The organism is Micromonospora sp. A3M-1-15 (genome assembly GCF_024213425.1).
Lineage (GTDB): Bacteria > Actinomycetota > Actinomycetes > Mycobacteriales > Micromonosporaceae > Micromonospora > Micromonospora chersina.
Genome location: NZ_JANAVK010000001.1, coordinates 530701 through 556034, shown reverse-complemented (window position 1 = coordinate 556034; position 25334 = coordinate 530701). Strand labels below are relative to the sequence as shown.

Sequence of the window (25334 nt, the reverse complement as noted above, 5' to 3'; positions counted from 1 at the left end):
GCGCAGCGGTCAGCTGTGTTCCTTCTGGTAGCGCTCGTACGCCTTGTTGACCACGTCCATGTACTTGTCCATGTTCTTTGCCTTCAGTTCGGTCACGTAGGCGTCCCACTGGGAGAGGTCCCGCTGGCCGAGGATGAACTGGAGCGTCGACTGGTAGACGAAGTCCTTCAGCGGCGTCTCCCACAGCGACACCTGCTCGCGCTCCTCGTCCGTGAAGGGGTACGGCGGAGGCACGGCCTTCGGCGTCCGGGCGTTCATCACCTTCTGGAAGTCCTGCTCCTCCGGGGAGAAGAACGCCTGCACCAACTCCGGCCTGCCGCCGTAGGCGAAGATGCCGTTGTAGAAGCCGAAGTCCTTCTGCAGGTGCTTGCTGGCGTTGGGGTGGAGCCCGACGACGTTGACGTCGTCAGCCAGGGTGATCTTGCCGGACGCGTCCCGGGCGAACGTCGTCCCCTCGACGCCCCACCGGGCGAACTCCTGCCCCGCGTCGGAGTACCAGAGCCAGTCGATGAACTGCATCATGGCCACGAAGTTCTTGCTGTCCCGGGCCTTCTTGGAGATCATGATGCCGTTCTCCAGCCGGCTGGCGGGGTTGATCTCGCCGGCCGGGCCGATCGGCAGCGTGATCTTGCTGATCTTCGCGCTCGGGATGGTCTTCGCCAGGTCCGGCCGGTTCTCGTTCACCAGGGTCTGCGCGTTGGCGCTGATCACGAACGACTTGCCGTTGGCCAGCTTCTGGCGCGCCTGGTCGTCGGTCTGGGTGAAGCTCTCCGGGTCGAGCAGCCCTTCCCTCACCAGCTTGTTGAGGTACGTCAGCATCTGCCGGTACGGGTCGCTGGCCCCGGTGTAGACGAACTTCTTGGCGTTCGCGTCCCAGCTGGTGTGCTGGAAGTTCCAGCCGGCGCCCTCGAGCCCGTAGGAAAAGGCGAGGATGTTCAGCAGGTTGCCGCCCGGGTTGGGCTTGCTCCACCGATCCGAGAACGGGTAGGAGTTGGGATAGGCCTTCTTCATCGCCTTGAGCACGGTGTACAGCTCGTCCCAGGTCTTCGGGGCCGAAAGGTGGAGCTGATCGAGGATGTCGGTTCGCACTGCCAGGGTGTAGTCCTGCCAGGGCTTCTCGTGCAGCCCGGGCAGCAGGTAGTACTTACCGTCGGCCTGGCGGAGCGTGTTGATCTCGGACTGGAGGTTCCACTTCGAGATCTTGTCCTTGAGGTTGGGCATCAGGTCGAGGTAGTCGCTGACCGGGAGGATCGCGCCCGAGGAGACGAAGGCGTCCTCCTGGCCCGGGTACGTCTTCGGGATGATGAACGGCGCGTCGCCGGCGCCGATCAGCAGGCTGCGCTTCGACTCGTAGTCGCTCAGCGGCACGGCGACCGGCTCGATCGAGACGTTGGTCCGCTTCGTCAGCTCTGACCAGAACAGCCAGTCGTTCTTCAACGGGTAGTTCGGGTGGTTGTTGTACAACATCGAGAACTTCACCGGCTCGGTGGCCTTGAACTGGTCCCCGAGGTTGTAGTTCGCCATCGCGCCGGCCCGGTTCTCCTTGAGGTCCTTGCCCTCCGGGGAGTCGTCACCGCAGGCGGCGAGGGTGACGGTGAGCAGACCGGCGACGACCATCGCCATTGGACGCCACGCTTTCTGAAACACGGCGAGTCCTTTCACTTCGGTGGTAGGTCGGATGGGACCGGCGGTCAGCCCTTGACGGCGCCGAGCATGACCCCGGACACGAAATAGCGCTGGACGAACGGGTAGACCAGCAGGATCGGCAGGGTGGTGAGCACGATGGTGACGGCCTTCAGCGTCGCCTCGGCCTGTACCTCGTCGGCCTCGGCGATGGCGCCGACGTTCTCCGCGCCGGTGGCCCCGGCGATGAGGTTGCGCAGGTAGATCGTCACCGGCCACAGGTCCTGCTGGTCCAGGTAGAGGAACGCGCTGAACCACGAGTTCCAGAAGGCCACGGCGTAGAACAGCACCATCGTGGCGATCAGGGCCTTGGACAGCGGCAGCACGATCCGGAGCAGGATCCCGTACGTGTTCAGGCCGTCGACGGCGGCTGCCTCCTCCAGTTCGACGGGAAGGCTCTCGAAGAACGCCTTCATGACCAGGAGGTTGAAGACGTTGATGGCGTTGGGCAGGACGATCGCCCAGATGGTGTTCTTCAGGCCCAGGCTGGTGATCAGCACGTAGTTGGGGATCAGACCACCGGAGAAGAACATGGTGAACACGGCGATCCCGACGAGCGCGTTGCGACCCTTGAGGTGCTTCTTGGACAGCACGTATGCGTAGCAGGTGGTGAGCACGATCGAGATGAGCGTGGCGACGAGGGTGTACACCACGGTGTTCCGGTAGTTGGTCCAGAATGCCGAGTCGGACATCACGAGCTTGTAGGTGTCCGCGTTGAACCCGCGGGGCACGAGGTTGACCTTGCCGGCGATGATGTACGCCTCGTCGCTGAGCGACCGGGCCACGATGTTGACGAACGGATAGAGCGTCACGACCACGACGGCGGTCAGGATGACGGCGTTGACCATCCGGAAGATGCGGTAGCCCCGGGTGTCCCGAGGCCCCCGCGGCCCCTTGGTCGTCGGCGCGGCGGTGGCGCTGTCCAGGGTCACCACAGGCTCGTCCCCACCGCTCGACGAGAGATGGCGTTCGCCGACAGGACCAGAGTGAGCCCGATCAGGGACTCGAAGAGTCCGATCGCGGCGGCATAGCTGAAGTTGCTGGACTCGAAGCCCATCCGGTACAGGTACGTGGAGATCACGTCGCCGGTCGGGTACGTCAACGGGTTGTACAACAGCAGGATCTTCTCGAAACCGACCGCCATGAAGGCGCCGATGTTGAGGATCAACAGCGTCACCATTGTCGGGCGGATGCCGGGCAGCGTGATGTGCCAGGTCTGGCGCCACCGGTTGGCGCCGTCGATCCGGGCCGCCTCGTAGAGGTCGTCGTCGATGGTGGTGAGCGCGGCGAGGTAGAGGATGGTGCCCCAGCCGACGGTCTGCCAGACCTCCGACGAGACGTAGATCGTCCGGAACCACTCCGGCCGTTGGATGAACGGAACGGCCTCGCCGCCGACGGCGCGCACGAGCTGGTTCACCGTCCCGTCCACAGACACCATCTGCATGACCATGGCCGCCACGATGACGATCGACAGGAAGTGCGGCAGGTAGGACACGGACTGGACGAGCCGCTTGAGCTTGCGGGCGCGGACCTCGTTCAGCAGCAGCGCCAGGACGACCGGCAGGGGAAAGCAGAACAACAGGGTCAGCGTGCCCAGCACCACGGTGTTGGTGAACACGTGCCAGAACGTCGGATCAGCGAGGAACATCTTGACGTACCGCAGGCCGACCCAGTACTCACCGAAAATGCTGCCGCCGGGTCGGAACCGCCGGAAGGCGATCACGTTGCCGAGCATCGGCAGGTACCGGAAGACCACGAAGAACAGCAACGGCAGGATCGCGAGCGAATAGAGTTGCCAGTCCCGACGCAGCGCCCGGCGCCAGGTGCGGTGGTGCTTGCGCCGTCGGGCGGGCGCGGAGGCGGTCGTGGTCGTGGGGAGATCGTTCGCCTCGGGTGGCGGGCGCAGGGTTTCGGAAGTGCTCATCATCGGCCTCCTTGGCGAGGGTGCGGCGGAGCGGCGCCCGACTCGACGCGGACCGACGGCTGGAGTCGCCGGTGGTGGCCGACCTCCCGTTCGACGCCCACCAGGCGCAGCGGCAGGACGGCCGCCACCTCGGCGCTCGACCGCGCGAGCCGTAGCTCCACGTCGCCGGGCTCCACGACCCGCCGGCCGTCGACACCGATGAAGGACGTGAGGTCGGCCGGGACCTCGAAGCTGACCCGGGCGGCCTCGCCGGGTTGCAGGGGCATCCGCGCGAACCCGATGAGCCGGACCACCGGCCGGGTCGTCTGCGCGACCGGATCGTGCAGGTAGAGCTGGACGACCTCGGTGCCGGCGCGCGAACCGGTGTTGCGGACCGTGACGTGGACGCTCACCTCGCCGTCGACCGGCCAGGCGGCCGGTTCGCCGGGCTGCGTGCCGGCCCCGCAAACCCCCGCGGCAGCCCATTCGAACGTCGTGTAGCTCAGCCCGTGGCCGAAGGGGAAGGCCGGCGTCGGGTCCACCGAGGACACCTGCGAGCGGCGCCCCAGCGGCGGGGAGAGGTAGGTGCCGGGCAGGCCGCCGGCGTCGCGGGGCACGCTGACCGGCAGCCGGCCGGAGGGGTTCACCAGGCCGGCGAGCACCTCGGCCAGCGCCTGCCCGCCCCGCTGGCCGGGGAAGAAGGCCTGGACGACGGCGCCCGCCCGGTCGTACTCCGCCCCGAGGGCGTACGGCCGTCCGGTCAGCAGGACGAGGACGACCGGGGTGCCGGTCGCCAGGACGGCCCGGACCAGTTCCGCCTGCACGCCGGGCAGCCGCAGGTCGGTGGCGTCGCACCCCTCACCGGAGGTGCCGCGCCCGAACAGGCCGGCCCGGTCGCCGACCGCCAGCACGCAGACGTCGGCCGCGGCGGCCGCCGCCACCGCGGCGGGGATGCCGGAGGTGTCCTCGCCGGTGACGGCGCAGCCCGGCACGTGGGTCAGCCGGGGGAACAGCCGGCCGAGGCAGTCGCGCAGCGAGGGGATCTCCACGCCGAGCCCGTGCTCGGGATGCCGGACGCCGACGTGCAGGGGGAACGAGTAGCAGCCGAGCATCGCCAGGGGGTCGTCCGCGACCGGCCCCACCAGGGCGATCCGCTGGTGCACGGTGAGCGGCAGCAGCGCGGCCTTGTTACGCAGCAGGACGACGCCCTCCCGGGCCAGCCGCAGCGCGACGTCCCGGCCGCGCTCGTCGTCGAGGCGCAACTGGTCGACGTCGGGGGGCAGCGGCTGCCAGCCGTCGTCGAGCAGGCCGAGTTCGATCTTCTGGGTCAGCACGCGGTGCAGGGCGCGGTCGACAAGTGCCTCGTCGACCGCCCCGGACCGGACCGCGGACACCAGGGGCGGGCCGTACGCGTCCACGCTGGGCAGTTCGACGTCGATCCCGGCGGTGAGGGCGAGCCGGGCCGCGTCCGCACCCCCGGCGGCGACGCCGTGCAGGGTCTGCAGGAAGCGCACCGCGAAGTAGTCCGCGACGACGGTTCCGGTGAAGCCCCACGCTTCCCGCAGGAGGCCGGTCAGCAGGCGCTCGTCGGCGGCCACCGGGACGCCGTCGATCTCGGCGTAGGAGTTCATCACCGACCGGGCGCCGCCCAGCCGCAGGGCCATCTCGAACGGAGGCAGGATGACGTCGGCCAGCTCCCGGGGGCCCAGCTGCGCCGGGGCGAGGTTCCGGCCGCCCCGTGAGGTCGAGTAGCCGGCGAAGTGCTTCAGGGTGGCGACCACGCCGGCCTGTTCCAGGCCCCGCACGTACGCCGCGCCGACCGTCCCGACCAGGTACGGGTCCTCGCCGATCGTCTCCTCGGTGCGGCCCCAGCGGTAGTCCCGGGTCACGTCCAGCACCGGCGCCAGGCCCTGATGGACGCCGGCCGCCCGCAGGGACCGGCCGATCCGCCCCGCCATCTCCCGCACCAGTTCCGGGTCGAAGGTCGCTCCCCAGCTCAGCGGCGACGGGTAGACGGTGGCCCGCCAGGCGGCGAAGCCGGTGAGACACTCCTCGTGCACCTGAGCCGGGATGCCGAACCGGCTCGCCGCCGCGATCTGCGCCTGGGACGCGGCCAGCGAGCGCGCGCCGCGGACCGGGTCGACCGGCGCCGTCCCGAACGGGCGGGTGAGCTGGCCCAACCCGTGCCGGATCACGGCGTCCCACTCCGGCGCGCCGTCGACCAGGTCGGTCTGGTGCGGGGCGACGCCGTCGCCGGAGGCGTCCGCGCCGACCCACACCCCGACGAGCTGGGCGACCTTCTCCTCCAGCGACATCAGTGGGAGCAGGGCCGCGGCGCGCCGGGCCGGCGACCGCCGCGGATCCCGCCACTCGTCGGCGTCCACGGCGACCACCGGGCCGTCGACGGGCACCTGGTCGGTCATGCGGGCCCCCTGGATCCGACCGGCAGCCGTCCCGTCCGGGCGTCCGGGATGCGCTGGTCTGTTTCGAAAGTTTCGGTAACTCGGCGATACTTGCTGCGGGAATCTAGGGGCCGTCCATCGACGTGTCAAGAGGGCGTGGACGAGCGCTTATCACGCTGGCAAGCGCTTGCCGGCATCGAAGGATGTCATCTGCTCGCGCGCTTGCGGCGCCGGTCGGGCCTTCGTTCGCCGTCAGGTCCTGTGGTAACGTGCGCCGAAATTTTCGGAAGCCGTGGATGAGGCCCTATGACACCGTCCCGCCCTGCCGACGCACCCGGCGCCGCGACGATCGCCACCATCGCCGAAGAGGTCGGCGTCTCCATGGCGACCGTCTCGAAGGTCCTCAACGGCCGGTCGGACGTCGCCGCCGAGACCCGGGCGCGGGTCGAGGCCAGCCTCGAGCGCCACCGCTACCGCCGCCGCTCCCGGCGGCGGTCGACGGCCGCGGGCCAGGTCCACCTGGTCTTCCACGAGTTCGACAACGAGTGGGCCATGGAGATCATCCGCGGCGTGGAGTCGGTGACCAGGCCGGCCGGGGCCACCGTGGTCCTGTCCCAGCTGGGCGGAGCGCACCGCCCCTCCCAACAGTGGCTGGACGAGCTGCTCGCCCGCCCCCCGCGCGGGGTGCTGCTCGTGCTGTGCCACCTGACCGAGCCGCAGCAACGGCAGTTGCACCGCGAGATGATCCCGTTCGTCGTGCTGGACACCGACAGCGCCACGTCGGCCCCGGTGCCCACGGTCGGCTCGAACAACTGGAACGGCGGCCTGCTCGCCACCCGCCACCTGCTGGAACTCGGCCACCGCCGGATCGGGATCATCTCCGGGCCGCAGGACGTCCTGTGCAGCCGGGCCCGGGCGGCCGGCTTCCGGTCCGCGCACGAGGAGATGGGCCTACCGGTGGACCCCGACCTGGTGCGGTTCGGCAGCTTCTACGTCGACGCCGGCTACGCGTACGGGATGGAGCTGCTGACCTCCGCGGACCGCCCGACGGCGATCTTCGCCGGCTCGGACATGCAGGCCATGGGGGTGTTGCGGGCGGCGCGGCAGCTCGGCCTGGACGTCCCCGGCGACCTGTCGGTCATCGGGTACGACAACCTGCCGGTCGCCGCGTGGATCGGCCCCGCCCTGACCACGGTCAACCAGCCGCTGCGGGACATGGCGGGCACGGCCGCCCAGATGCTCCTGGAGCTGGCGCGCGGGGTGGACCTGCCGGCGAGCCGCGTCGACCTCGTGACGGAACTGGTCGTGCGCGAGAGCACCGCGCCGCCCGCGTACCGCGGCTGAGCCAGCGAGGAGCCATGGCCATGTTCGATCTTCCCCTCGACGAACTGCGCCGGTACGCGCCCGCCGTGCGGGAGCCGGCCGACTTCGACGCTTTCTGGCGGGCGACGCTGGCGGCGGAGGCGCCCCGCCCGGTGCTCCTCGACGTCCAACCCGAACCGACCGACCTGCGCCTGGTCGACTCCTGGGACGTGACGTTCGCCGGCTTCGGCGGCGACCCGGTCAAGGCCTGGTACACCCGACCCGCCGGAATGGACGGACCGCTGCCCGTGGTCGTGGAATACGTCGGCTACGGGCGCGGGCGCGGCCTGCCGCACGAGCGGCTGACCTGGCCGGTGGCCGGCTACGCCCACCTGCTGATGGACGCCCGGGGCCAGTCCGGCCGGTACGGCAGCGGGGACACCGCCGATCCGCACGCCGGACCCGCCGGTGGCCCCTCGCCGGTGACCTGGGGAGTCCTGGACCCGCAGGGCTACTACTACCGCCGCCTCGTCACCGACGCGGTCCGCGCCGTCCAGGCGGCCCGGGCGCTGAACGGGGTCGATCCCGCCCGGGTCGTCGCGGTCGGCAACAGCCAGGGCGGCGGCCTCGCCCTCGCCGTGGCGGGGCTCGTCCCCGATCTCGCGGCGGTGCTCACCACGGCGCCGTTCCTCTGCGACATCCAGCGCGCCATCGAGATCACCGACGCCGAGCCGTACGGCGAGATCGCGCGGTACCTGGCGGTCGATCGGGAGGCGGAGGAGCGGGTGCGCCACACCCTGTCCTACGTCGACGGCGTCGCCTTCGCCCGCAGGGCGGCTGCCCCCGCGCACTTCGGGATCGGCCTGCGGGACCGGGTGTGTCCACCGAGCACCGGTTTCGCCGCCTACAACCAGTACGGCGCCGCCAACGGCCGGCCGGGACCGGTCGACCGGGAGATCCACGTCTACCCGTTCAACCAGCACGAGGGCGGCGAGGCCGTGCAGGTGCGGCGGCAGCTCCGCTGGCTGGCCGGGGTGCTCGGCACGCCGGACACCGGCCGGCCGTCAAGGGCGCGCCCGTGGTGACGCGCGCCGGACGGCTAGTCGTGGCGGGCCGAGCTGTCCCGGACCACGAGTTCGGTGGCCAGTTCGACCCGGGGCGACTCGATCTCCTCGCCCTGGGCCAGGCGCAGCACCGTGCGGGCGGCGAGCCGTCCCATCTCCACCAGCGGCTGGCGGACGGTGGTCAGCGGCGGGGACGCCCACCGGGCCTCCGGCAGGTCGTCGAAGCCCACGATGCTGACGTCGTCGGCGACCCGGAGCCCGCGGCGGCGGACGGCCTCGTAGACGCCGAAGGCCATCTGGTCGCTGGCGGCGAAGATGGCGGTCGGCGGGTCGTCGAGGTCGAGCAGCGTGCTGCCGGCGGCGAAGCCGGAGGCGTGGTAGAAGTCGCCGGGCTGCACGAGCCGGTCGTCCAGCGGCACCCCGGCGTGCTCCAGGGCCGCCCGGTAGCCGTCGAGCCGGGCGCGGCTGCACAGCAGACGCGTCGGGCCGGTCACGAACCCGATGCGGCGGTGCCCGAGGCCGAGCAGGTGCTCGGTCGCCGCGAGACCGCCGGACCAGTTGGTGGCGCCGATCGTCGGTACGCCGGTCGCGGGCGCTCCGGCCGGGTCGACCACCACCACGGGCACGTTGAGCCGGCGCAGCTGGGCGTGCACCGGCTGGCTGAGGTGCGAGGTCACCACGATGACGCCGTCCGAGGCCCGGGCCCGCAGGTTCTGCAACCACTGCCGGGTCGAGCTCGACTCACTGTGGATCGCCGACACCACGGTGCCCACCCCGGCCGCGTGCCCGACGTCCTCCACCCCACGGATGATCTCCAGCGCCCACGGGCTGTCCAGGTCGGGAAAGACCAGGTCGAGCAGGGCCGCGCGCTGTACGGCACGGGTACCCCGCCGCCGGTAGCCGTGGTGGCGCAGCAGCTCCTCCACCCGTTCCCGGGTGTCCGGGGCCACGTCCGAACGGCCGTTGAGCACGCGCGACACGGTGGGCACCGAGACCCCGGCCTCCCGCGCGATCACGGTGATGGTCACCCTGCGCTCGTCGTCCGCGTTCACCCGCGTCTCCTTCACCCGGCCGGCTCCGAGCCATCTTGCCGCACCTGCCGAGGGTTGACGACAGCGCCGACCGGCCCGCACGTTTCGAGGAGTTGAGCGACCACCGTGTACACCGACCTGCCCGAGGCTGAGCTGCGCACCTACCGTAGCGCCCTGCGCGAACCGGACGACTTCGACGCGTTCTGGGCCGAGACGCTCGCCGAGGCTCGCGCCTGCGACGGCGAACTCGTCGTGACCCCGCAGGACACCCCGTTGACCGGCCTGGACGTGTTCGACGTGGCGTTTCCCGGCTTCGCCGGCCAGTCGGTCCGGGCCTGGCTGCGCGTACCGCGCGGCGCCACCGGCCCGCTGCCCACGATCGTGCAGTACGTCGGCTACGGCGGCGGGCGGGGCCACCCGCTGGAGAACCTGCTCTGGGCCGCCGCCGGCTTCGCGCACCTCCAGATGGACACCCGCGGCCAGGGCTCCGGGTGGAGCCGGGGCGACACCCCCGACCTGGCCGGGGCCGGTCCGCAGGCGCCCGGCATGGCCACCCGGGGCATCGAGGACCCGCGCCGGTACTACTACCGCCGCTTCCTCACCGACGCGGTCCGGGCCGTCGACGCGGCCCGCCGGCTGCCCGCCGTCGACCCGGGCCGGGTGGCGGTGCTCGGCCACAGCCAGGGCGGCGGGGCCGCGCTGGCCGCCGCCGCCCTGGTGCCGGACCTGCGGGCCGCCGTGGCGTACGTGCCGTTCCTGTGCGACATCCCGCGCGCGGTGACGGTCACCGACGCCCACCCGTACCGGGAGATCCGGGACTATCTGGCGGTGCACCGGGACCGGGAGGAGGCCGTGCTGCGCACGCTCGGCTACGTCGACGGGGTCGCCTTCGCCCGGCGGGCGGGCGTGCCGGCGCGCTTCTCCGTCGCGCTGATGGACGAGATCGTGCCCCCGTCCACGGTCTTCGCCGCGGTCAACGCCTACCGGGGGCCGGTCGAGCTGGCCGTGTGGCGGTACAACGGCCACGAGGCGGGCGGCATCGACGACGACGCGGCGGCCCTCGACTTCCTCCGGACCGCCCTCGACGGCTGACCTTCTCGAAACCTTCCGGAACTCGCCGATGATCGTGGTTCGTCGCTGCCTCGGTATGCGGTGAAGACGCCCGGGCCGATGGCGGCTGAGCGCGGTTCCTGACCAGGGATGGCGTTCTTTCTGGCGGGCTCGTCCGCGACGAGGTTCTTCCGCTTGACTTCCGGAAGTTGTTGACAACCTGCGGCGGCGCGATCGATGCTGGCGCTGGCGGGACCTATCTACTTCCGTCGATGCGAACCGCGCCGGGTCGTACCGCTGCTGGCCTCCGCCAGCCCTCACGAGGAGGAAGCACGTAGATGAACGACGCCCCCGTCCGCTCGAGGATCCCCAGACGCGGACGCCTCAGGATGCTCATCGGCGGCGCCTGCGCCGTCGCCCTGGTCACGGCCGGTACCACGGCCCTCCTGCCCAGCCCGGCCCACGCCGAGACCGTGACGACGAACTCGACCGGAACCAACAACGGCTACTTCTATTCCTTCTGGAAGGACAGTGGCAACGTCTCCATGAACATGGGTAGCGGCGGCCAGTACAGCACCCAGTGGAGCAACATCAACAACTTCGTCGCCGGCAAGGGCTGGAATCCCGGCGCGCGCCGGACCGTGACCTACTCCGGCACCTTCAGCCCGTCCGGAAACGCCTACCTGACCCTCTACGGGTGGACGAGGAACCCGCTCGTCGAGTACTACATCGTCGACAGCTGGGGCACCTACCGGCCGCCGGGCGGCCAGGGGTACATGGGCACCGTCACCACCGACGGCGGCACGTACGACATCTACCGGACCCAGCGGGTCAACGCGCCCTCCATCGAGGGCACCCGGACCTTCTACCAGTACTGGAGCGTCCGGCAGTCGAAGCGGGTGGGCGGCACCATCACCGCCGGCAACCACTTCGACGCGTGGGCCCGCTACGGGATGAACCTGGGCAGCCACGACTACCAGATCCTGGCCACCGAGGGCTACCAGAGCAGCGGAAGCTCCAACATCACGGTGGGCGGCGCGGCGCCCGGCCCCACCACCCCACCGCCCTCCGGGGGCTGCACGGTCAGCGTCAACCGCGCCGAGGAGTGGAGCGACCGGTTCAACGTGACCTTCTCGGTCAGCGGCACCAGCAACTGGGTGGTGACCATCCGCACGAACGGCGGCCAGACCCTGCAGAACAGCTGGAACGCCTCGATCAGCGGCACCAGCGGCACGCTCACGGCCCGCCCCAACGGCAACGGGAACAATTTCGGCATCACGCTCTACAAGAACGGCAACAACACGACACCCACCGCGAGCTGCGCGACCGGCTGACCTGACGCGTGGGTGGGGTGCCGTCGGTGGGCCGGCACCCCACCCACTGCCGTCACCCACCGCGCCTCGGGCGTCCGGCCCCCGCTCGCTCCGGTGGAAGGTGCTCCCTCCTACGGGGGAGAGGTCTCCCTTCCCTTCGGGAGTGGGGGCGGCTGCGCGCCCGGCTACCGTCGCGATCATGGTCGACACTCCGCAGCCGCATCGCTGGCCGGCTCACGCGATGGCGGTGCTCTTCCTCGGTTACGCCGCCGGTAAGGCCGCCTTCGCCCTGCAGGCCCGGCTCGGGTTCCCGGGCGGCCCGCCCGTCCCGGCCGAGGAGGCCGAACGCTACTTCCTGGACCCGGCCACGGCACAGTGGAGCGCCGCCGCGACCGGCGTGCTGGGCGCGGGCCTCGCCCTCGCCACTGTCACGCGCATCGGTCGGCGGCTGCCGAGAGCACTGATGCTGCTCGCGCTGGCCGGGATGCTGCTCGCGGTCGGCGGCGGCGCCGGGATCCTGATCCTGGACGGGTTCGTTGGCACCGGCATCGGCTGGCGGTGGTACCACGGCATCCTCGGGCTCGTCGTGATCGGGCTGCTGCTGGCGATGATCCGGTCCTACGAGACGGCGACGAGGCGACGTGCCGCGGGCTGAACGGGCGAGGCTCGCGCCGTACGGGGCGGCGGTGTGCGCGGCGGCCTACGGGTCGATGAAGCTCGCGCAGGCGCTGGGAGCCGAGGCGCTCGCCGACAAGGACCCGCTGCCCCCGGAGCTGCGCGAGCGGTTGCTGGCACGTGATCCGCTCTTCGTGGCCAGCCACTGGGTGCTGGCCGGCGCCGCCGTGGTCGGCGTCGTCGTCGCGCTGGCCACCGTCCGTCCCTGGGGCGCGGCAGCCCCGCGTCGGTTGCTGCGCGCCATCACGTGGGTGCTGGGGATCTTCATGATCGCCCGGGCGATCGGGGTGCTGGGGTTCGGCTTCGTCGGCGACGCGCTGCTGCTGGCCGACGTGCGCCCGCCGCCCGCCGGGGAGGCGGCCCTGGCCCGGGACCTGGCGCGCTGGGACCTGCTGCTGTGGTCGCCGTTCTTCCTGCTGTGGGGTGCGTTCTGGACCGCGACGGCCGCCGACCGGCGGGTCACCGGGAGAGGTACGCCTTGATGCTGGCCGGGACGCGCCCCGCCGCCCCCGCCACGGCGGTCCGTGCCGCTCCGGTGACCGGCACCAGCGTGCTCTGCTTCGGCGGGACGACGATCAGGTCGCCCACCGGTACGACCTTCTCGGCCTGCTGCCGCTGGTCTCCCTCCGGCTCGGTCCAGACGATGTAGACCAGCCGGACACTCATCGGCTCGCTGTCGTCGTTGCGCAGCGACACGGCCGTGAACGGGCTGTTGCGGTCGAGCACCCGGCCGGAGTCGTCCATCGGGGTGACCACCGGCTCGACGTCGACGACCGGAGCCTCGACCGCCTCCGCGGTGCGTACGGACACCGCCACGTCCTCGGCCAACTCGGCTCCCTCGCCGGCGAAGACCAGCACGTCGACGCCACCGCCCGGCGGGACGACCAGCCGCCCGCGGTCACTGCCGTACAGCGTCGTGACCTGCACCGCCGGCAGCGGGCTCCGGGCGGCGTCCAGCGCGGTGAACTCCAGGGTCGGCGCGAGCAACCGGGTGCCGTCGTTGTAGATGGTCAGGAGCTGGTTCATGTACCCGTCGCCCGTGGTGGCCGCGAACTCGAACCGCAGCAGGGAGGCGGGGCGGGGTGGGGTGACGAGGCCGCAGCCGGCGAGCAGCAGCGTGGCCACGAGCCCGGCGACCACCCGGAACGGTACCGGCGCGGTGAGGGCGCTGCGGCGGGGGTGGGTCGCGGTCGAGGAGAGGAGGAACGGCACCGGCGGAGGATACGGCGGGACGGGTCGGGCCGTTGTCCCCGGCGGGCTCCGTCGGCGGCGGTCGCGGCGGACACCCGCGCTCCGTGGTGCAGGCCACAGGCCCGCCGTGTCACGAGGACCGGGTCGCCGGCATCTCCATGTTCGACCGGACCGGAGACCGACAACCCTCAAGGAGATGCTCGTGAACCTCGCGCTGTGGCTCGTCACCGGACTGCTGTCCGCCGTCCTCCTGGTCAGCACCAGCAAGATGTTCGTGCCCAGGGAGAAGATCGCCTCGGTGGGTCACGCCGCGGAATGGGTCCTGGACTTCAGTCCCGGCGCCCTCAGGGCCATCGGAGCCCTCGAAATCCTGGCCGCCGCGGGCCTGGTCCTGCCCGCCGTGGCCGACGTCGCCCCGGTTCTGGTGCCCGTGACCGCCACCTGCGTGGCGTTGCTGTTCGCCGGCGCGGCGACCATGCGCCTCCGCCGCGGCGAGCGGGCGACCATCGTGCCGGACCTGGTCTATCTCGCCCTGGCCGCCTTCGTGGCGTGGGGCCGCTTCGGCCCGGAGTCCTTCACCGGCTGACCCCGCGGGCCTCGAAAGCCGTCGGGGCCGGCGGGCCGCTCGCGCGGCCCGCCGACCCCGACTCGTACGTCCGGAAACCGGTTACTGCTTGCCGCCGCCGGCCCGGAAGGCCACCCAGGCGTCACTCATCCGGTCCGCCTGTCCGGCGGTGAACATGTTCATGCAGGAGTCCTGCGTGTAGTCCATGAAGTTGTGGATCGGGTCGAGCCCGGGCGCCGTGCAGGTGTCCGCACCCACCGGGCAGTTGAACTGCGGCGCCGCCTCGCGCGGGGTGTCCGCGACGTAGTCGCCGGAGGCGGAGCACCCGTGCGCGAAGGTGTGCTCCAGCATGAGCCAGTGCCCGACCTCGTGCGTCAGGGTGTCACCCAGGGCGTACTTGCCCGCCGTCCCGCCCGGCATCGACTCGTCGAGCATCACGACGCCGTCGATGTAGTCCCGGCCGTTGTTGTAGCCCTTCGGGAAGTACGCCCAGCCGAGGAGTCCGCCGCCGATGTTGGCCGCGTACACGTTCAGGGTGCGGGCGTCGCCGGTGTACAACGCCTGCTTCATGTCCCGCTCGTTCTTGCCGGGCACCACGGTGTACCAGTCGCTGTTCACCGTCCACGTGGTGTCGACGAGCGAGAAGCGGAACGGCGTGTCGGCGGCGTCCGCCGCCGTGCGGCCCCCGAACGAGTCGTTGAGCACCGTCATCTGCGCCGCGATCAGGGTGTTCCACCGGGTCGTCTCCGCCGCGGTGAGCGGGTGGTCGGAGACCATGTGGAAGACCGTGGGGATGGTGACGCTGCCGTTGGGCAGGCGCGGCGAGTCCTTGATGACGCCGTAGGCGTTCGCCTCGTTCTTGGAGTACAGCTCCGGCTCCTGTGCGGTGGCGCCTTCGGCCACGCGCGCCGCGCTGTTCCCCGCGGCACCCGGCTCACACGCCGCCGCGCCCGCGGAGGCGGTGAAGGACGGCGTCGTGCCCGCCGCCGCCGACGCTCCGCCGGCCGCCAGGAAGGTCGCCGCCGTGGCGGTCAGGACCGCGAGTTGGAAGGTTGGTCTTCTGTGCATCCTTGCACCTTTCACGCCGGGGGATTGGAGTCACCGAGCGGCTGGGACGGGGTCGCCGTGCGCAGGTCGGTGACATCGTCGTCCCGGTATGAGACCACGTCGTTGACCTGAGCAACAGGACCCGACAGGGCATCCTTTGCCCGGCAGGTGACACGGCCGCCGTCGGCATGGGAACCTACCCGTCGGTAACGTTCCCGGCGGAAGGCAGCGACATGGCGGACATGACGGACGAGCTGGACCCCGACTCGCCGCAGCCGGCGGCGCTCGACCCGGCCGTCGTCCGCCGCGCCTGGCGGGTGACCGAACCCCTGCACGCGATGATCTACTTCGTGCCGGAGGCGCACGAGCGGTACGCGGCCCTCGGCCTCGCGGAGCCGGCCGGCTACTTCGCCTCCCGCGCGGCCGCCCTGGGACCGGTCGGCCCGGCCCCGGTGGCCGCCACCTTCTTCAACTTCAACCCCGCCCTCGTGGCCCGGGTGCTGCCCGCCGCCTGGGAGCGGGCCACGCCGGCCGCCGTGCTGGCCGCCCGGCTGGGTGCCGCCGACGCGGCCCTGACCCGAGCGCTCGGCGACCTGGTGCACGGCCCGGAGATGGCCGAGGCCGCCGAACTGGCCCGCCGCGCCGCCGAGTCCGCCGCCGCGTACCCCGAGGGGCGGCCGCTGTTCGCCGCCCACGCCGCGCTGCCCTGGCCGGAGCGGCCGCACCTGGTCCTCTGGCAGGCCCAGACGGTGCTGCGGGAGTTTCGCGGCGACGGGCACGTCGCCGCCCTGGTGCTGGCGGGCCTGACCGGGTTGGAGGCGCTGGTGCTGCACGCCGCGTCCGGCGAGGCGTCGGTCCGCTTCCTGCGCCGCACGCGGGGCTGGAGCGCCGAGCAGTGGGCGGGCGCGGTCGAGCGGCTGCGCGGGCGCGGGTTGGTCGAGGGCGAGGAGCCGACCCTGACCGCCGGTGGGCGGGCCCAGCGCGCGTGGCTCGAGGCCGCCACCGACCGGCTCGCCACGCCCGCGTACGCGGTGCTGGGCGCCGACGGGTGCGCCCGCCTCGCCGAGCTGACCCGGCCGATGAGCCGGGCTGTGGTCGACGCCGGACTGCTCAACCTCGACAACGCCGCGCCGCGCCCGCGGTAGGTGACGGCGCCGGGGCGAGCGGGATGCCGGCCGGTCCTCAGGTCACGGGCCGCAGCGCGGTGAGCGTGACCCGGAAGAACTCGCCCCGCTCCCGACGATCGGTCCCGACGAACCACCCGGCCCGCCCGGCGGCGGGCACGGTGAGCCCACCGAAGGTGGCGTGGGCGGTGACCTCGAAGCCGAAGGGATGCCAGCCCCAGGCGCCGGTGCCGTCCGGGTCGCCCCACCGGTCCAGGACGATCCGGGTGGGGCGGGCCTGCTCGTCGAGCGTGTAGTCGACGTCGCAGGAGGTGCCGTCGATGGTCGTCCGGGCGCGGATGTGCCGCTCGTCGACGGCCGACCACCGGGTCCCGAACCGGGGCAGGAGCGCGGTCGGCACCCAGCAGGCCTCCCCGGCGGCCCGACCGGCCGCGCTGCGGGCCACGTCCGGGCCGTCGGCCCGCATCACCGGGAGCACGCCCAGCAGCCGCCAGTCCATCCGCCCCTGCCCGGCCGCGTACGAGTCGGAGCCGGAGACGACACCGGCCACCCGCGCCGACCAGCGGAAGCCGCGTTGCGGGGCCAGCAGTTCCGTGGCGCGGAACGGCAGCCACCGGCCGAGCTTGATCGTTCCGCGCATCCGGAGGGCGGCGGCCGTCGCCAGCGGTGTTCCCGGACCGATGGCCGTGCGCAGGTAGCGACGGACGGGGTCGGGCAACCCGTCGAGCTCCGCCGGGCCGAACACGGCGGATCCGGCGGGTTGCGCGAGGTGGCGTTCCAGCGCGCTCGCCGACATCGCCGCGGCGCTCATGACTCGCGCGCCGCCAGGCCGGCCATCTTCACGGCGGTGAACACCGCGGCGGCCAGCGCGACGTCGGAGAGCAGCATGAGGCCGATGGCGTAGGAGCCCTGCGACCCGTAGACCCAGCCCATCACCAGCGGCGGGACGAATCCGCCGAGGCCGCCGGCTGCGCCGACCAGACCCGTGACCGCACCCACCTGGTCGGCGGGTGCGACCTTGCCGACCAGGGCGAACACCGCGCCGCTGGCCGCGCCCAGCAGCACCGCCATCCCGAGCAACGCGACGGTCCCCACCGGCATCAGGGCGGGCTCGAACGCCTGGACCACCGCGAAGGCCGCCACCCCGCCGAAGCACCACACCAGAACCGGCACCGGGTGCAGCCGGTCGGAGAGCCAGCCGCCCAGCGGCCGGGCGGCCACGGCGAGGACCACGAACCCGGCGGTACGCAGCGCGCCGTCCCCGGCGTCGAGGCCGTAGGCGGTGCGCAGGTAGGCGGGCAGGTACACGCTGAAGGCCACGAACCCGCCGAAGCCCACCGCGTACAGGAAGCACAGCTGCCAGGTGACCGTGAGCCGGCCGACCGTGCTGAGGCGCTGCCAGGCCGACCCGGTCGGGCGGGCCCGCCCCGGCGCGTCGCGCAGCAGCAGGAACGACAGGATCGCGTAGCCGGCGAGGATCGCCGCGACGAGCAGGAACGGCGTCCGCGCGCCGTAGGAGTCGGCGAGCCGGACCGTGGTGAAGTTGGCGATCGCGGTGCCGCCCATGCCGACGCCGAACACACCGATGGCGAAGCCGCGCCGCGCCGGCGGGTACCAGCCGGAGACCAGGGGCACCCCGACGGCGAAGGCGGTGCCTCCGATGCCGAGGAAGAACCCCGTGATGATCAGCGCGGAGTAGGAGGAGACCACGCTCAAGGTCAGCACCGGCACGATCGTGGCGAGGGTGACCAGCGGGAACACCACGCGCGCTCCGTACCGGTCGGTGAGGGCGCCGACCGGTACGCGCCCCAGCGAACCGACCACCACCGGCACGGCCACCAGCAGCGACTGCGCCGCGAAGCTGAGGTCGAGGCGCTCCTTGATGCCAGGGCCGAGCGGACCCAGCAGGGCCCACGCCCAGAAGTTGACCAGGAAGCCGAGCGTCGCCAGGGCGAGTTGGAGCGTCGCCCGCGAGCTGCCCGGGGTGGCCGTGCCGGCGCGGACCGCACCGGGCGCCGGCGTGGTGTCGGATGCTGTGCTGTCACGGGCGATACTCATCGCTGCCCTCCGTGGGGTCGTCGTGATGTCAGCGGCGCGAGCGGCTGCGGTCGCCGCGCGGGGTGGGTAGCCGCGGCGGGCCCTCCCAGCCGGGCCGGGTCGGCCGCAGGCCGGGCCGGTCGTCGCGGCTGCGGTAGACCACGTACGGCCGGGTGGCGTAGCCGACCGGGGCGCTGAAGGCGTGGACGAGCCGGGTGAACGGCCAGAACGCGAAGAGCGCGAAGGCGGCCAGGACGTGGATCTGGAAGCCGACCGGGACGTTCGCCATGACCCCCGGGTCCGGGCTGAGGTAGAACAGCGACCGGAACCACGGGGACACGGTCTCCCGGTAGTCGTAGCCGTCGCCGACCACGTTGGCCCGCACGGTGGCCAGCAACCCCAGCACGATGACCCCGGCGAGCACCACGTACATGGCCTTGTCGTTGCGGGTGGTGGCGGCGAAGACCGGCCCGGTCAGCCGCCGCCGGGCGATCAGGATGCCCAGCCCGATCAGCGTGCAGAGCCCGGCCACCGTGCCGACGAACACGGCCGTCAGGTGGTAGGCGTGCTCGGTGACGCCGACCGCCTCGGTCCAGGACTTCGGCACCAGCAGGCCACCGACGTGACCGACCAGCACCATCAGCACCCCGAAGTGGAACAGCGGGCTGCCCCACCGCAGGATCGTGCTCTCGTAGAGCTGGGACGAGCGGGTGGTCCAGCCGAACTTGTCGTACCGGTAGCGCCAGATCAGGCCACCGACCAGGACGGCCAGGGCCAGGTACGGGTACACGACCCACAGCAGGATGTTCATCGGCGGCCTCCCGGTGTGGTGTCGACGAGTCCGAACGGTTCCAGGCCGACCTGCTCCGCCGGCGGGCCGGTGCGGGCCAGGCGGGCGGCGGCGGCGAGGTCCGCCGGCTGGGCCGGCGGCAGCATCTCGCGTACGGCGACCGCGGCGTGCCGGTAGACCGACCTCTCCCGCCCCAGCGCCTCGACCAGCAGGTCCAGGCCGACGCGGTTGTCCCGCAGCAGTCGCCAGCCACCGTCGTCGGCGGCGGCCAGGTCGAGCACGGCGGGGAGGAAGTCGGGCAGTTCCCCGTCGACGACGGCGAGCCCGGCCCGCTTGTAGGCGCCGGAGAAGCCGACGAGCGCCTCGCCGCGCCGGCGGGTGTCGCCGCAGGTGTAGTACGTGAGGTGCAGGCAGCAGCGGCGGCGGAAGTCGAACAGCTCCACGTACGCGGCCCGCAGCTCGACGGCCCCGGTCGCCTCCCGGTGGGTGACCACCTCGCGCAGCGGGGCGGCCACCTCGGCCGGCAGGCCGTCGAGGGCGGCGCGCACGGTGGGCAGCGCGGCGAGCACCTCGTCGTCGGGATAGCGCAGCAGCAGGGACGCCGCGCGGGCGGCCACCCGCCGCCAGGTCGGCTGGCTCACCGGGCACCTCCGTCGGTGTGGTCGGACTCGGGGCGGCGGGGCGGGAAGAGCCCTCTCGGGCTGCCCTTGCCGTCCCAGTTGAGCAGGTTGACCCGCCGCGGCTCGTCGCCCGGATCGGTGAAGCCCTCGGCGGTCTGCCGGTCGCGCAGCATGTGGAACGTCTCCACCTGCACGGGCACCGGCGTGCCGGAGGACTCCCCGAAGGGACCCTGGCCGTACGGGCCGCCGCCGCCCATGCCCGGGCCGCCCTCGTAGTCGAGGCTGCACTCGGTGGCGAGCCGCTCCAGCCGGTGAGCGTCCTCGGCGTGCGCGGCGGGGATGACGTAGCGCTGCTCGTACTTGGCGATGGCGAGCAGCCGGTACATCTCGTCCATCTCGGCGCCGGTCATGCCGACGGCGGCGGCGATGGACTCGTCGCGGGCCTCGCCCAGGTTGATCCGGCGCTGGTAGGCGCGCATCGCGGCGAGGCGGTTCAACACCCCGCGCACCGGCTCCGGGTCGCCCGCGGTGAACAGCTCGGCGAGGTACTCCACGGGGATGCGCAGCGCGTCGATGGCGCCGAAGAGGTTGCCGGCCTCCTCCGCGTCGTGGCCGGTCTCTCGGAGCACGTCGGCCACCGGCGACAGCGGCGGGATGTACCAGACCATCGGCATGGTCCGGTACTCCGGGTGCAGGGGGAGCGCCACCTCGTACCGCATGACCAGGTCCCAGATCGGCGAGCGCTGGGCCCCGTCGATCCAGTCGTCGGGGATGCCCGCCTCGCGTGCCGCGGCGACCACCTGCGGGTCGTGCGGGTCGAGGAAGACCGACCGCTGCGCGTCGTAGAGGTCGTGCTCGTCCTCGACGGCGGCTGCCTCGGCGACCCGGTCGGCGTCGTAGAGCATCAGGCCGAGGTAGCGCAGCCGACCGACGCAGGTCTCGGAGCAGATGGTCGGCTGGCCGATCTCGATGCGCGGGAAGCAGAAGGTGCACTTCTCCGCCTTGCCGGTGCGGTGGTTGAAGTACACCTTCTTGTACGGGCAGCCGGTGACGCACATCCGCCAGCCGCGGCAGCGGTCCTGGTCGACGAGCACGATGCCGTCCTCGGCCCGCTTGTAGATCGCCCCGGACGGGCAGGAGGCCGCGCACGACGGGTTGAGGCAGTGCTCGCAGATGCGCGGCAGGAAGAACATGAACGTCTTCTCGAACTCCTGCTTCACCTGGTCGGAGACCTTGGCGAGCACCGGGTCCCCGGCGGCGATCTCGTTGCCGCCGGCGAGCGAGTCGTCCCAGTTGGCACTCCAGGTGATCTTCGTGTCCTGGCCGGTGAGCAGCGACTTCGGCCGGGCCACCGGGATGTCGTCGCCGGCCGGCGCGGTCAGCAGGTGCTCGTAGTCGTACGTCCAGGGCTCGTAGTAGTCCTGCATGGACGGCAGCTTCGGGTTGGCGAAGATGCTGAACAGCTTCTTCACCCGGCCGCCCGAGCGGGGCTTGAGCCGGCCGGAGCGCGTCCGCGTCCAGCCGCCCTGCCACCGGTCCTGGTCCTCGTACGTGCGGGGGTAGCCCTGCCCGGGGCGGGTCTCCACGTTGTTGAACCAGACGTACTCGACGCCGGACCGGTTCGTCCACGCCTGCTTGCAGGTGACCGAGCAGGTGTGGCAGCCGATGCACTTGTCGAGGTTCATGACCATCGCGACCTGCGCCATGACCCGCATCAGTACTGCACCTCCTGGGAGCGGCGGCGGATCACGGTGACCTCGTCGCGCTGGTTGCCGGTGGGGCCGAGGTAGTTGAACGCGAAGGACAGCTGCGCGTACCCGCCGATCAGGTGGGTGGGCTTGACCAGCAGCCGGGTCAGCGAGTTGTGGATGCCGCCGCGCCGGCCGTTGACCTCGGCCTTCGGCACGTCGATCACCCGCTCCTGGGCGTGGTACATGTAGACCGTGCCCTCGGGCATCTTGTGCGTCACCACGGCCCGGCAGACCACCACGCCGTTGCGGTTGACCGCCTCGATCCAGTCGTTGTCCCGCACGCCGATCTTCGCCGCGTCGGCCTCGCTCATCCACATCGTCGGCCCGCCGCGGGACAGCGTCAGCATGATCAGGTTGTCCTGGTACTCGGAGTGGATGGACCACTTCGAGTGCGGGGTGAGGTACCGGACGGTGATCTCCAGCTCCCCGTTGCGGCCCAGCCGCGGCTCGCCGAAGAGCCGGTGCATGTCCAGCGGCGGGCGGAAGATCGGCAGCGCCTCGCCCGCCTCGTGCATCCAGTCGTGGTCGAGGAAGAAGTGCTGCCGGCCGGTCAACGTGTGCCAGGGCTTGAGCCGCTCGGTGTTGATGGTGAACGGCGAGTAGCGGCGGCCGCCGTGCTCGCTGCCCGACCACTCCGGACTGGTGATCACCGGCACCGGGCGGGCCTGGGTGTCGGCGAAGGTGATCTGCTTGCCCTCGTGCTCGGCGGCCAGGTCGGCCAGGCGTACCCCGGTGCGCTTCTCCACGTCGTGGAAGCCGGCGGTGGCCACCCGGCCGTTGGTGGTGCCGGAGAGGGCGAGGATCGCCTCGCAGGCGTGCACGTCGGTGGCCAGCGACGGCCGCCCGGCGGCGGTCCCGCCGCGCACCTCGCCGTTCTTGCCGCGCAGGTACGCCACCTCGGGGCGGACGTCGACCGCCACCCCCTTGCCGGTGGTGCCCAGGGTGTCCATGAGCGGCCCGAGGGCCGCCATCCGGTCGGCGACCGCGCCGTAGTCCCGCTCCACCACCAGCAGCTTCGGCATGGTGCGGCCGGGCACCGGCGGCTCACCGGTCACCGCCCAGTCGCGCACCCGGCCGTGCGGGGTGGCCATGGCGTCCGGCGTGTCGTGCAGCAGCGGCGCCGCGACCAGGTCCTTGCGGACGCCCAGGTGCGTGGCGGCCAGCGCGGAGAACGCCTTGGCGATGCCGTGGAACGCCTGGAAGTCGGTCCGGGTCTGCCACGGCGGGTTGATGGCCGGGGTGAACGCGTGCACGAACGGGTGCATGTCCGTGCTGCTCAGGTCGTGCTTCTCGTACCAGGTGGCGGCGGGCAGCACGATGTCGGAGAAGAGCGTCGTGGAGGTCATCCGGAAGTCCAGCGACAGGAGCAGGTCCAGCTTGCCCTCGGGCGCCTCGTCCCGCCAGGTCACGTCCCGGGGCCGCAGTTCCTCCGGCGCCTCCGACGCGCGCAGGTTGGCGTCGGTGCCGAGCAGGTGGCGCAGGAAGTACTCGTTGCCCTTGGCCGACGAGCCGAGCAGGTTGGCCCGCCACACGGTGAGCACCCGCGGCCAGTTCTCCGGCGCGTCCGGGTCGGTGCAGGCGAAGCGCACCCGCCCCGCCCCGACCTGCTCGGCCACCCAGCCGGCCGGGTCGTCCGGACGGGCCGCCAGGGCCTCGTCGGCCAGGTCCAGCGGGCTGCGGTCGAAGGTCGGCATGGACGGCATCCAGCCCGAGCGGGCCGACTGGGCCAGCAGGTCCATGGTGTGCTTCCCGGCGAAGGCGCCCGTGCCGGTCGGCGAGGCCACCACGTCCGCCGAGTACGTGTCGTAGCGCCACTGGTCGGTGTGCACGTACCAGAAGGCGGTGCCGATCATCTGCCGTGGCGGGCGCACCCAGTCCAGCCCGAACGCGAGCTGCTGCCAGCCGGTCACCGGCCGGCACTTCTCCTGCCCGACGTAGTGCGCCCAGCCGCCACCGTTGACCCCCTGGCAGCCGGTGAGCGTCACCAGGGCCAGGATCGCGCGGTAGGTGGCGTCGGAGTGGAACCAGTGGTTCGTGCCGGCGCCGAGCAGGATCATCGACCGGCCGCCGGAGCGCTCGGCATTGTCGGCGAACTCCCGGGCCACCCGGGTCACCTGTGCCGCGGGCACCCCGGTGATCGGCTCCTGCCAGGCCGGCGTGTACGGCGTCGCGACGTCGTCGTATCCGGTCGGCCACTGGCCGGGCAGTCCGTCGCGGGCCACCCCGTACTGGGCGAGCAGCAGGTCGAACACGCTTGTCACCAGCTGGCCGTCCACCGTCCGGGTCGGCACGCCACGACGCAGCACCTCCGGGGTGTCGGTGTCGAAGCGGGGCAGCTCCACCTCGACCGTCGCGCCGGCACCGAGGCAGGTCAGCGCCGGCTCCAGGTCGCCGAGGTCGAGGTTCCACTGGCCGTCCTGCTCGCCCCACCGGTGGCCGAGGCTGCCGCGCGGCACGGCCGGGGCGTCGGTGGCGGAGTCCCAGAGCACCGTCTTGAAGGCCGACTCCTTCCCGGTCTCGCCGAGGTCCGCCGCGGTGAGGAACTTGCCCGGCCGGTAGGCGCCGTCCGCGCCCGGCTCCAGGGTCACCAGGAACGGCAGGTCGGTGAAGCGGCGCACGTAGTCCACGAACCGCGGGGTGCGCCGGTCGACGAAGAACTCCTTGAGCACGACGTGCCCCATCGCCATGGCGAGGGCGCCGTCGGTGCCGGGCTGGGCGGGCATCCACTCGTCGGCGAACTTCACGTTGTCGGCGAAGTCGGGGCTGACCACCACGACCTTCTGCCCGCGGTAGCGCGCCTCGGCCATCCAGTGCGCGTCCGGGGTACGGGTCACCGGGACGTTGGAGCCCCACATGACGAGGTAGGAGGCGTCCCACCAGTCGCCGGACTCGGGCACGTCGGTCTGGTCCCCGAACACCTGCGGGGAGGCCACGGGCAGGTCGGCGTACCAGTCGTAGAAGGACAGCATCGACCCGCCGAGCAGCGACACGAACCGCGCGCCCACGGCGTGCGACACCATCGACATGGCCGGGATGGGGGAGAAGCCAGCGATCCGGTCCGGGCCGTACGCGCCGATCGTGTGCACGTGGGCGGCGGCGATCATCTCCTGCGCCTCGTCCCAGGTGATCCGCACCAGGCCGCCCTTGCCGCGCGCCTTCTGGTAGCGGCGGCGGCGTTCCGGGTCGGCCTGGATGTCCGCCCACGCGGCCACCGGGTCGCCGAGGCGGCCCTTGGCCTCCCGGTACATCTCCACCAGCACGCCCCGCGCGTACGGGTAGCGCACCCGGGTGGGGGAGTAGGTGTACCAGGAGAAGGCGGCGCCCCGGGGGCAGCCGCGCGGCTCGTACTCCGGCCGGTCCGGCCCGACGCTCGGGTAGTCGGTCTGCTGCTGCTCCCAGGTGATGATGCCGTCCTTGACGTACACCTTCCAGGAGCACGAGCCCGTGCAGTTGACCCCGTGCGTGGACCGCACGACCTTGTCGTAGGACCAGCGGTCCCGGTAGAAGGCGTCCGCCTCCCGGCCGCCGATCTGGTGCAGCGTCCGGCCGTCGGCGGACACCTCGGCCCGGCGCACCAGGCCGCCCACCGCCAGCAGCGCCCGCTCCGCACTCTCGGTCGCTCGCGACATACGCCTCATTCCTTCGATAGCTTCTGCCGTTGCCCTACGTTCTCGGCAGGTGCGCCGGGGCGCAACCGGAGTGGGGCGTCGCGGTCATCCTGCCGGGGCGATACCGCCGCCGAACCGGGCCGAAGGTCCCGAGATCATCGGCGGGCCCGGCACCCGC

21 protein-coding genes are annotated in these 25334 nt (G+C 72.1%); 8 read left to right on the top strand and 13 right to left on the bottom strand.

The genetic code is table 11. The features are described from left to right. Positions 1–9: 9 nt before the first annotated feature. From NLX85_RS02440 to NLX85_RS02425, 4 genes are all read right to left on the bottom strand, one after another. On the bottom strand, positions 10–1623 hold the full coding sequence (locus NLX85_RS02440) for an extracellular solute-binding protein (protein WP_254331393.1): 1614 nt from the start codon (positions 1621–1623) through the stop codon (positions 10–12). Positions 1624–1691: 68 nt separating this feature from the next. Continuing rightward, positions 1692–2615, bottom strand: coding sequence for a carbohydrate ABC transporter permease (locus NLX85_RS02435; protein ID WP_254331392.1), 924 nt, complete (start codon positions 2613–2615; stop codon positions 1692–1694). Beyond that, positions 2612–3607 (bottom strand): sugar ABC transporter permease, encoded by a 996-nt coding sequence (locus NLX85_RS02430; protein WP_254331391.1) that lies wholly within the window; start codon positions 3605–3607, stop codon positions 2612–2614. Before NLX85_RS02430 ends, NLX85_RS02435 begins: the two co-directional genes overlap by 4 nt. After that, complete coding sequence (locus NLX85_RS02425) at positions 3607–6009, bottom strand: beta-glucosidase (protein WP_254331390.1); 2403 nt, start codon at positions 6007–6009, stop codon at positions 3607–3609. Before NLX85_RS02425 ends, NLX85_RS02430 begins: the two co-directional genes overlap by 1 nt. A gap of 285 nt (positions 6010–6294) precedes the next feature. On the opposite strand from NLX85_RS02425, the gene NLX85_RS02420 reads away from it, so the two are divergent. Both NLX85_RS02420 and NLX85_RS02415 read left to right on the top strand, forming a co-directional pair. Beyond that, positions 6295–7332 carry a LacI family DNA-binding transcriptional regulator gene (locus tag NLX85_RS02420; RefSeq protein WP_254331389.1) on the top strand — a complete coding sequence of 346 codons (1038 nt, stop codon included), beginning with the start codon at positions 6295–6297 and terminating at the stop codon, positions 7330–7332. A gap of 14 nt (positions 7333–7346) precedes the next feature. After that, positions 7347–8375 (top strand): acetylxylan esterase, encoded by a 1029-nt coding sequence (locus tag NLX85_RS02415; protein WP_254331388.1) that lies wholly within the window; start codon positions 7347–7349, stop codon positions 8373–8375. Between the two features lie 14 nt (positions 8376–8389). Here NLX85_RS02415 and NLX85_RS02410 read toward each other — a convergent pair whose 3' ends face one another. Then, the gene (locus tag NLX85_RS02410) at positions 8390–9406 is read right to left on the bottom strand and encodes a LacI family DNA-binding transcriptional regulator (RefSeq protein WP_254331387.1); all 1017 of its coding nucleotides are present in this window, start codon (positions 9404–9406) and stop codon (positions 8390–8392) included. 105 nt (positions 9407–9511) lie between these two features. Here NLX85_RS02410 and NLX85_RS02405 point away from each other — a divergent pair, with 105 nt between their 5' ends. From NLX85_RS02405 to NLX85_RS02390, 4 genes are all read left to right on the top strand, one after another. Next, on the top strand, positions 9512–10477 hold the full coding sequence (locus tag NLX85_RS02405) for an acetylxylan esterase (protein WP_254331386.1): 966 nt from the start codon (positions 9512–9514) through the stop codon (positions 10475–10477). Between the two features lie 296 nt (positions 10478–10773). Then, complete coding sequence (locus NLX85_RS02400) at positions 10774–11769, top strand: glycoside hydrolase family 11 protein (protein WP_254331385.1); 996 nt, start codon at positions 10774–10776, stop codon at positions 11767–11769. A gap of 178 nt (positions 11770–11947) precedes the next feature. Continuing rightward, positions 11948–12403: a hypothetical protein gene (locus tag NLX85_RS02395; RefSeq protein WP_254331384.1), complete on the top strand. Its 456-nt coding sequence runs from the start codon at positions 11948–11950 to the stop codon at positions 12401–12403. Then, positions 12390–12905 (top strand): DUF3995 domain-containing protein, encoded by a 516-nt coding sequence (locus NLX85_RS02390; protein ID WP_254331383.1) that lies wholly within the window; start codon positions 12390–12392, stop codon positions 12903–12905. Before NLX85_RS02395 ends, NLX85_RS02390 begins: the two co-directional genes overlap by 14 nt. Here the strand turns inward: NLX85_RS02390 and NLX85_RS02385 are convergent. Next, positions 12883–13635, bottom strand: coding sequence for a hypothetical protein (locus NLX85_RS02385; protein ID WP_254331382.1), 753 nt, complete (start codon positions 13633–13635; stop codon positions 12883–12885). The genes NLX85_RS02390 and NLX85_RS02385 overlap by 23 nt on opposite strands. Before the next feature lie 181 nt (positions 13636–13816). Between NLX85_RS02385 and NLX85_RS02380 the strand changes: the two genes are divergently transcribed. Beyond that, entirely contained in the window at positions 13817–14200 is a 384-nt protein-coding gene (locus NLX85_RS02380) for a DoxX family protein (RefSeq protein ID WP_254331381.1), read from the top strand. A gap of 81 nt (positions 14201–14281) precedes the next feature. Here NLX85_RS02380 and NLX85_RS02375 read toward each other — a convergent pair whose 3' ends face one another. Then, positions 14282–15247 carry a zinc metalloprotease gene (locus NLX85_RS02375; RefSeq protein ID WP_254331380.1) on the bottom strand — a complete coding sequence of 322 codons (966 nt, stop codon included), beginning with the start codon at positions 15245–15247 and terminating at the stop codon, positions 14282–14284. 212 nt (positions 15248–15459) lie between these two features. On the opposite strand from NLX85_RS02375, the gene NLX85_RS02370 reads away from it, so the two are divergent. After that, positions 15460–16371: a hypothetical protein gene (locus NLX85_RS02370; protein WP_254331379.1), complete on the top strand. Its 912-nt coding sequence runs from the start codon at positions 15460–15462 to the stop codon at positions 16369–16371. 37 nt (positions 16372–16408) lie between these two features. On the opposite strand, the gene NLX85_RS02365 is transcribed toward NLX85_RS02370, so the two are convergent. The 6 genes from NLX85_RS02365 to NLX85_RS02340 are packed head-to-tail and all read right to left on the bottom strand — an operon-like array spanning position 16409 to position 25177. Then, positions 16409–17161: a DUF6544 family protein gene (locus tag NLX85_RS02365; RefSeq protein WP_254331378.1), complete on the bottom strand. Its 753-nt coding sequence runs from the start codon at positions 17159–17161 to the stop codon at positions 16409–16411. Next, positions 17158–18408: a nitrate/nitrite transporter gene (locus NLX85_RS02360; protein ID WP_254331377.1), complete on the bottom strand. Its 1251-nt coding sequence runs from the start codon at positions 18406–18408 to the stop codon at positions 17158–17160. Before NLX85_RS02360 ends, NLX85_RS02365 begins: the two co-directional genes overlap by 4 nt. A gap of 28 nt (positions 18409–18436) precedes the next feature. Next, positions 18437–19198 carry a respiratory nitrate reductase subunit gamma gene (gene narI / locus NLX85_RS02355; RefSeq protein ID WP_254331376.1) on the bottom strand — a complete coding sequence of 254 codons (762 nt, stop codon included), beginning with the start codon at positions 19196–19198 and terminating at the stop codon, positions 18437–18439. Beyond that, positions 19195–19818, bottom strand: a complete 624-nt coding sequence (gene narJ / locus NLX85_RS02350; protein ID WP_254331375.1) for a nitrate reductase molybdenum cofactor assembly chaperone — start codon at positions 19816–19818, stop codon at positions 19195–19197. The genes narI and narJ overlap by 4 nt, the downstream gene beginning before the upstream one ends. Next, positions 19815–21512: a nitrate reductase subunit beta gene (gene narH, locus NLX85_RS02345; RefSeq protein WP_254331374.1), complete on the bottom strand. Its 1698-nt coding sequence runs from the start codon at positions 21510–21512 to the stop codon at positions 19815–19817. The genes narJ and narH overlap by 4 nt, the downstream gene beginning before the upstream one ends. Further along, a complete protein-coding gene (locus NLX85_RS02340; RefSeq protein ID WP_254331373.1) occupies positions 21512–25177 on the bottom strand; it encodes a nitrate reductase subunit alpha in 3666 nt (1221 codons plus the stop codon). The genes narH and NLX85_RS02340 overlap by 1 nt, the downstream gene beginning before the upstream one ends. Positions 25178–25334: the final 157 nt, after the last annotated feature.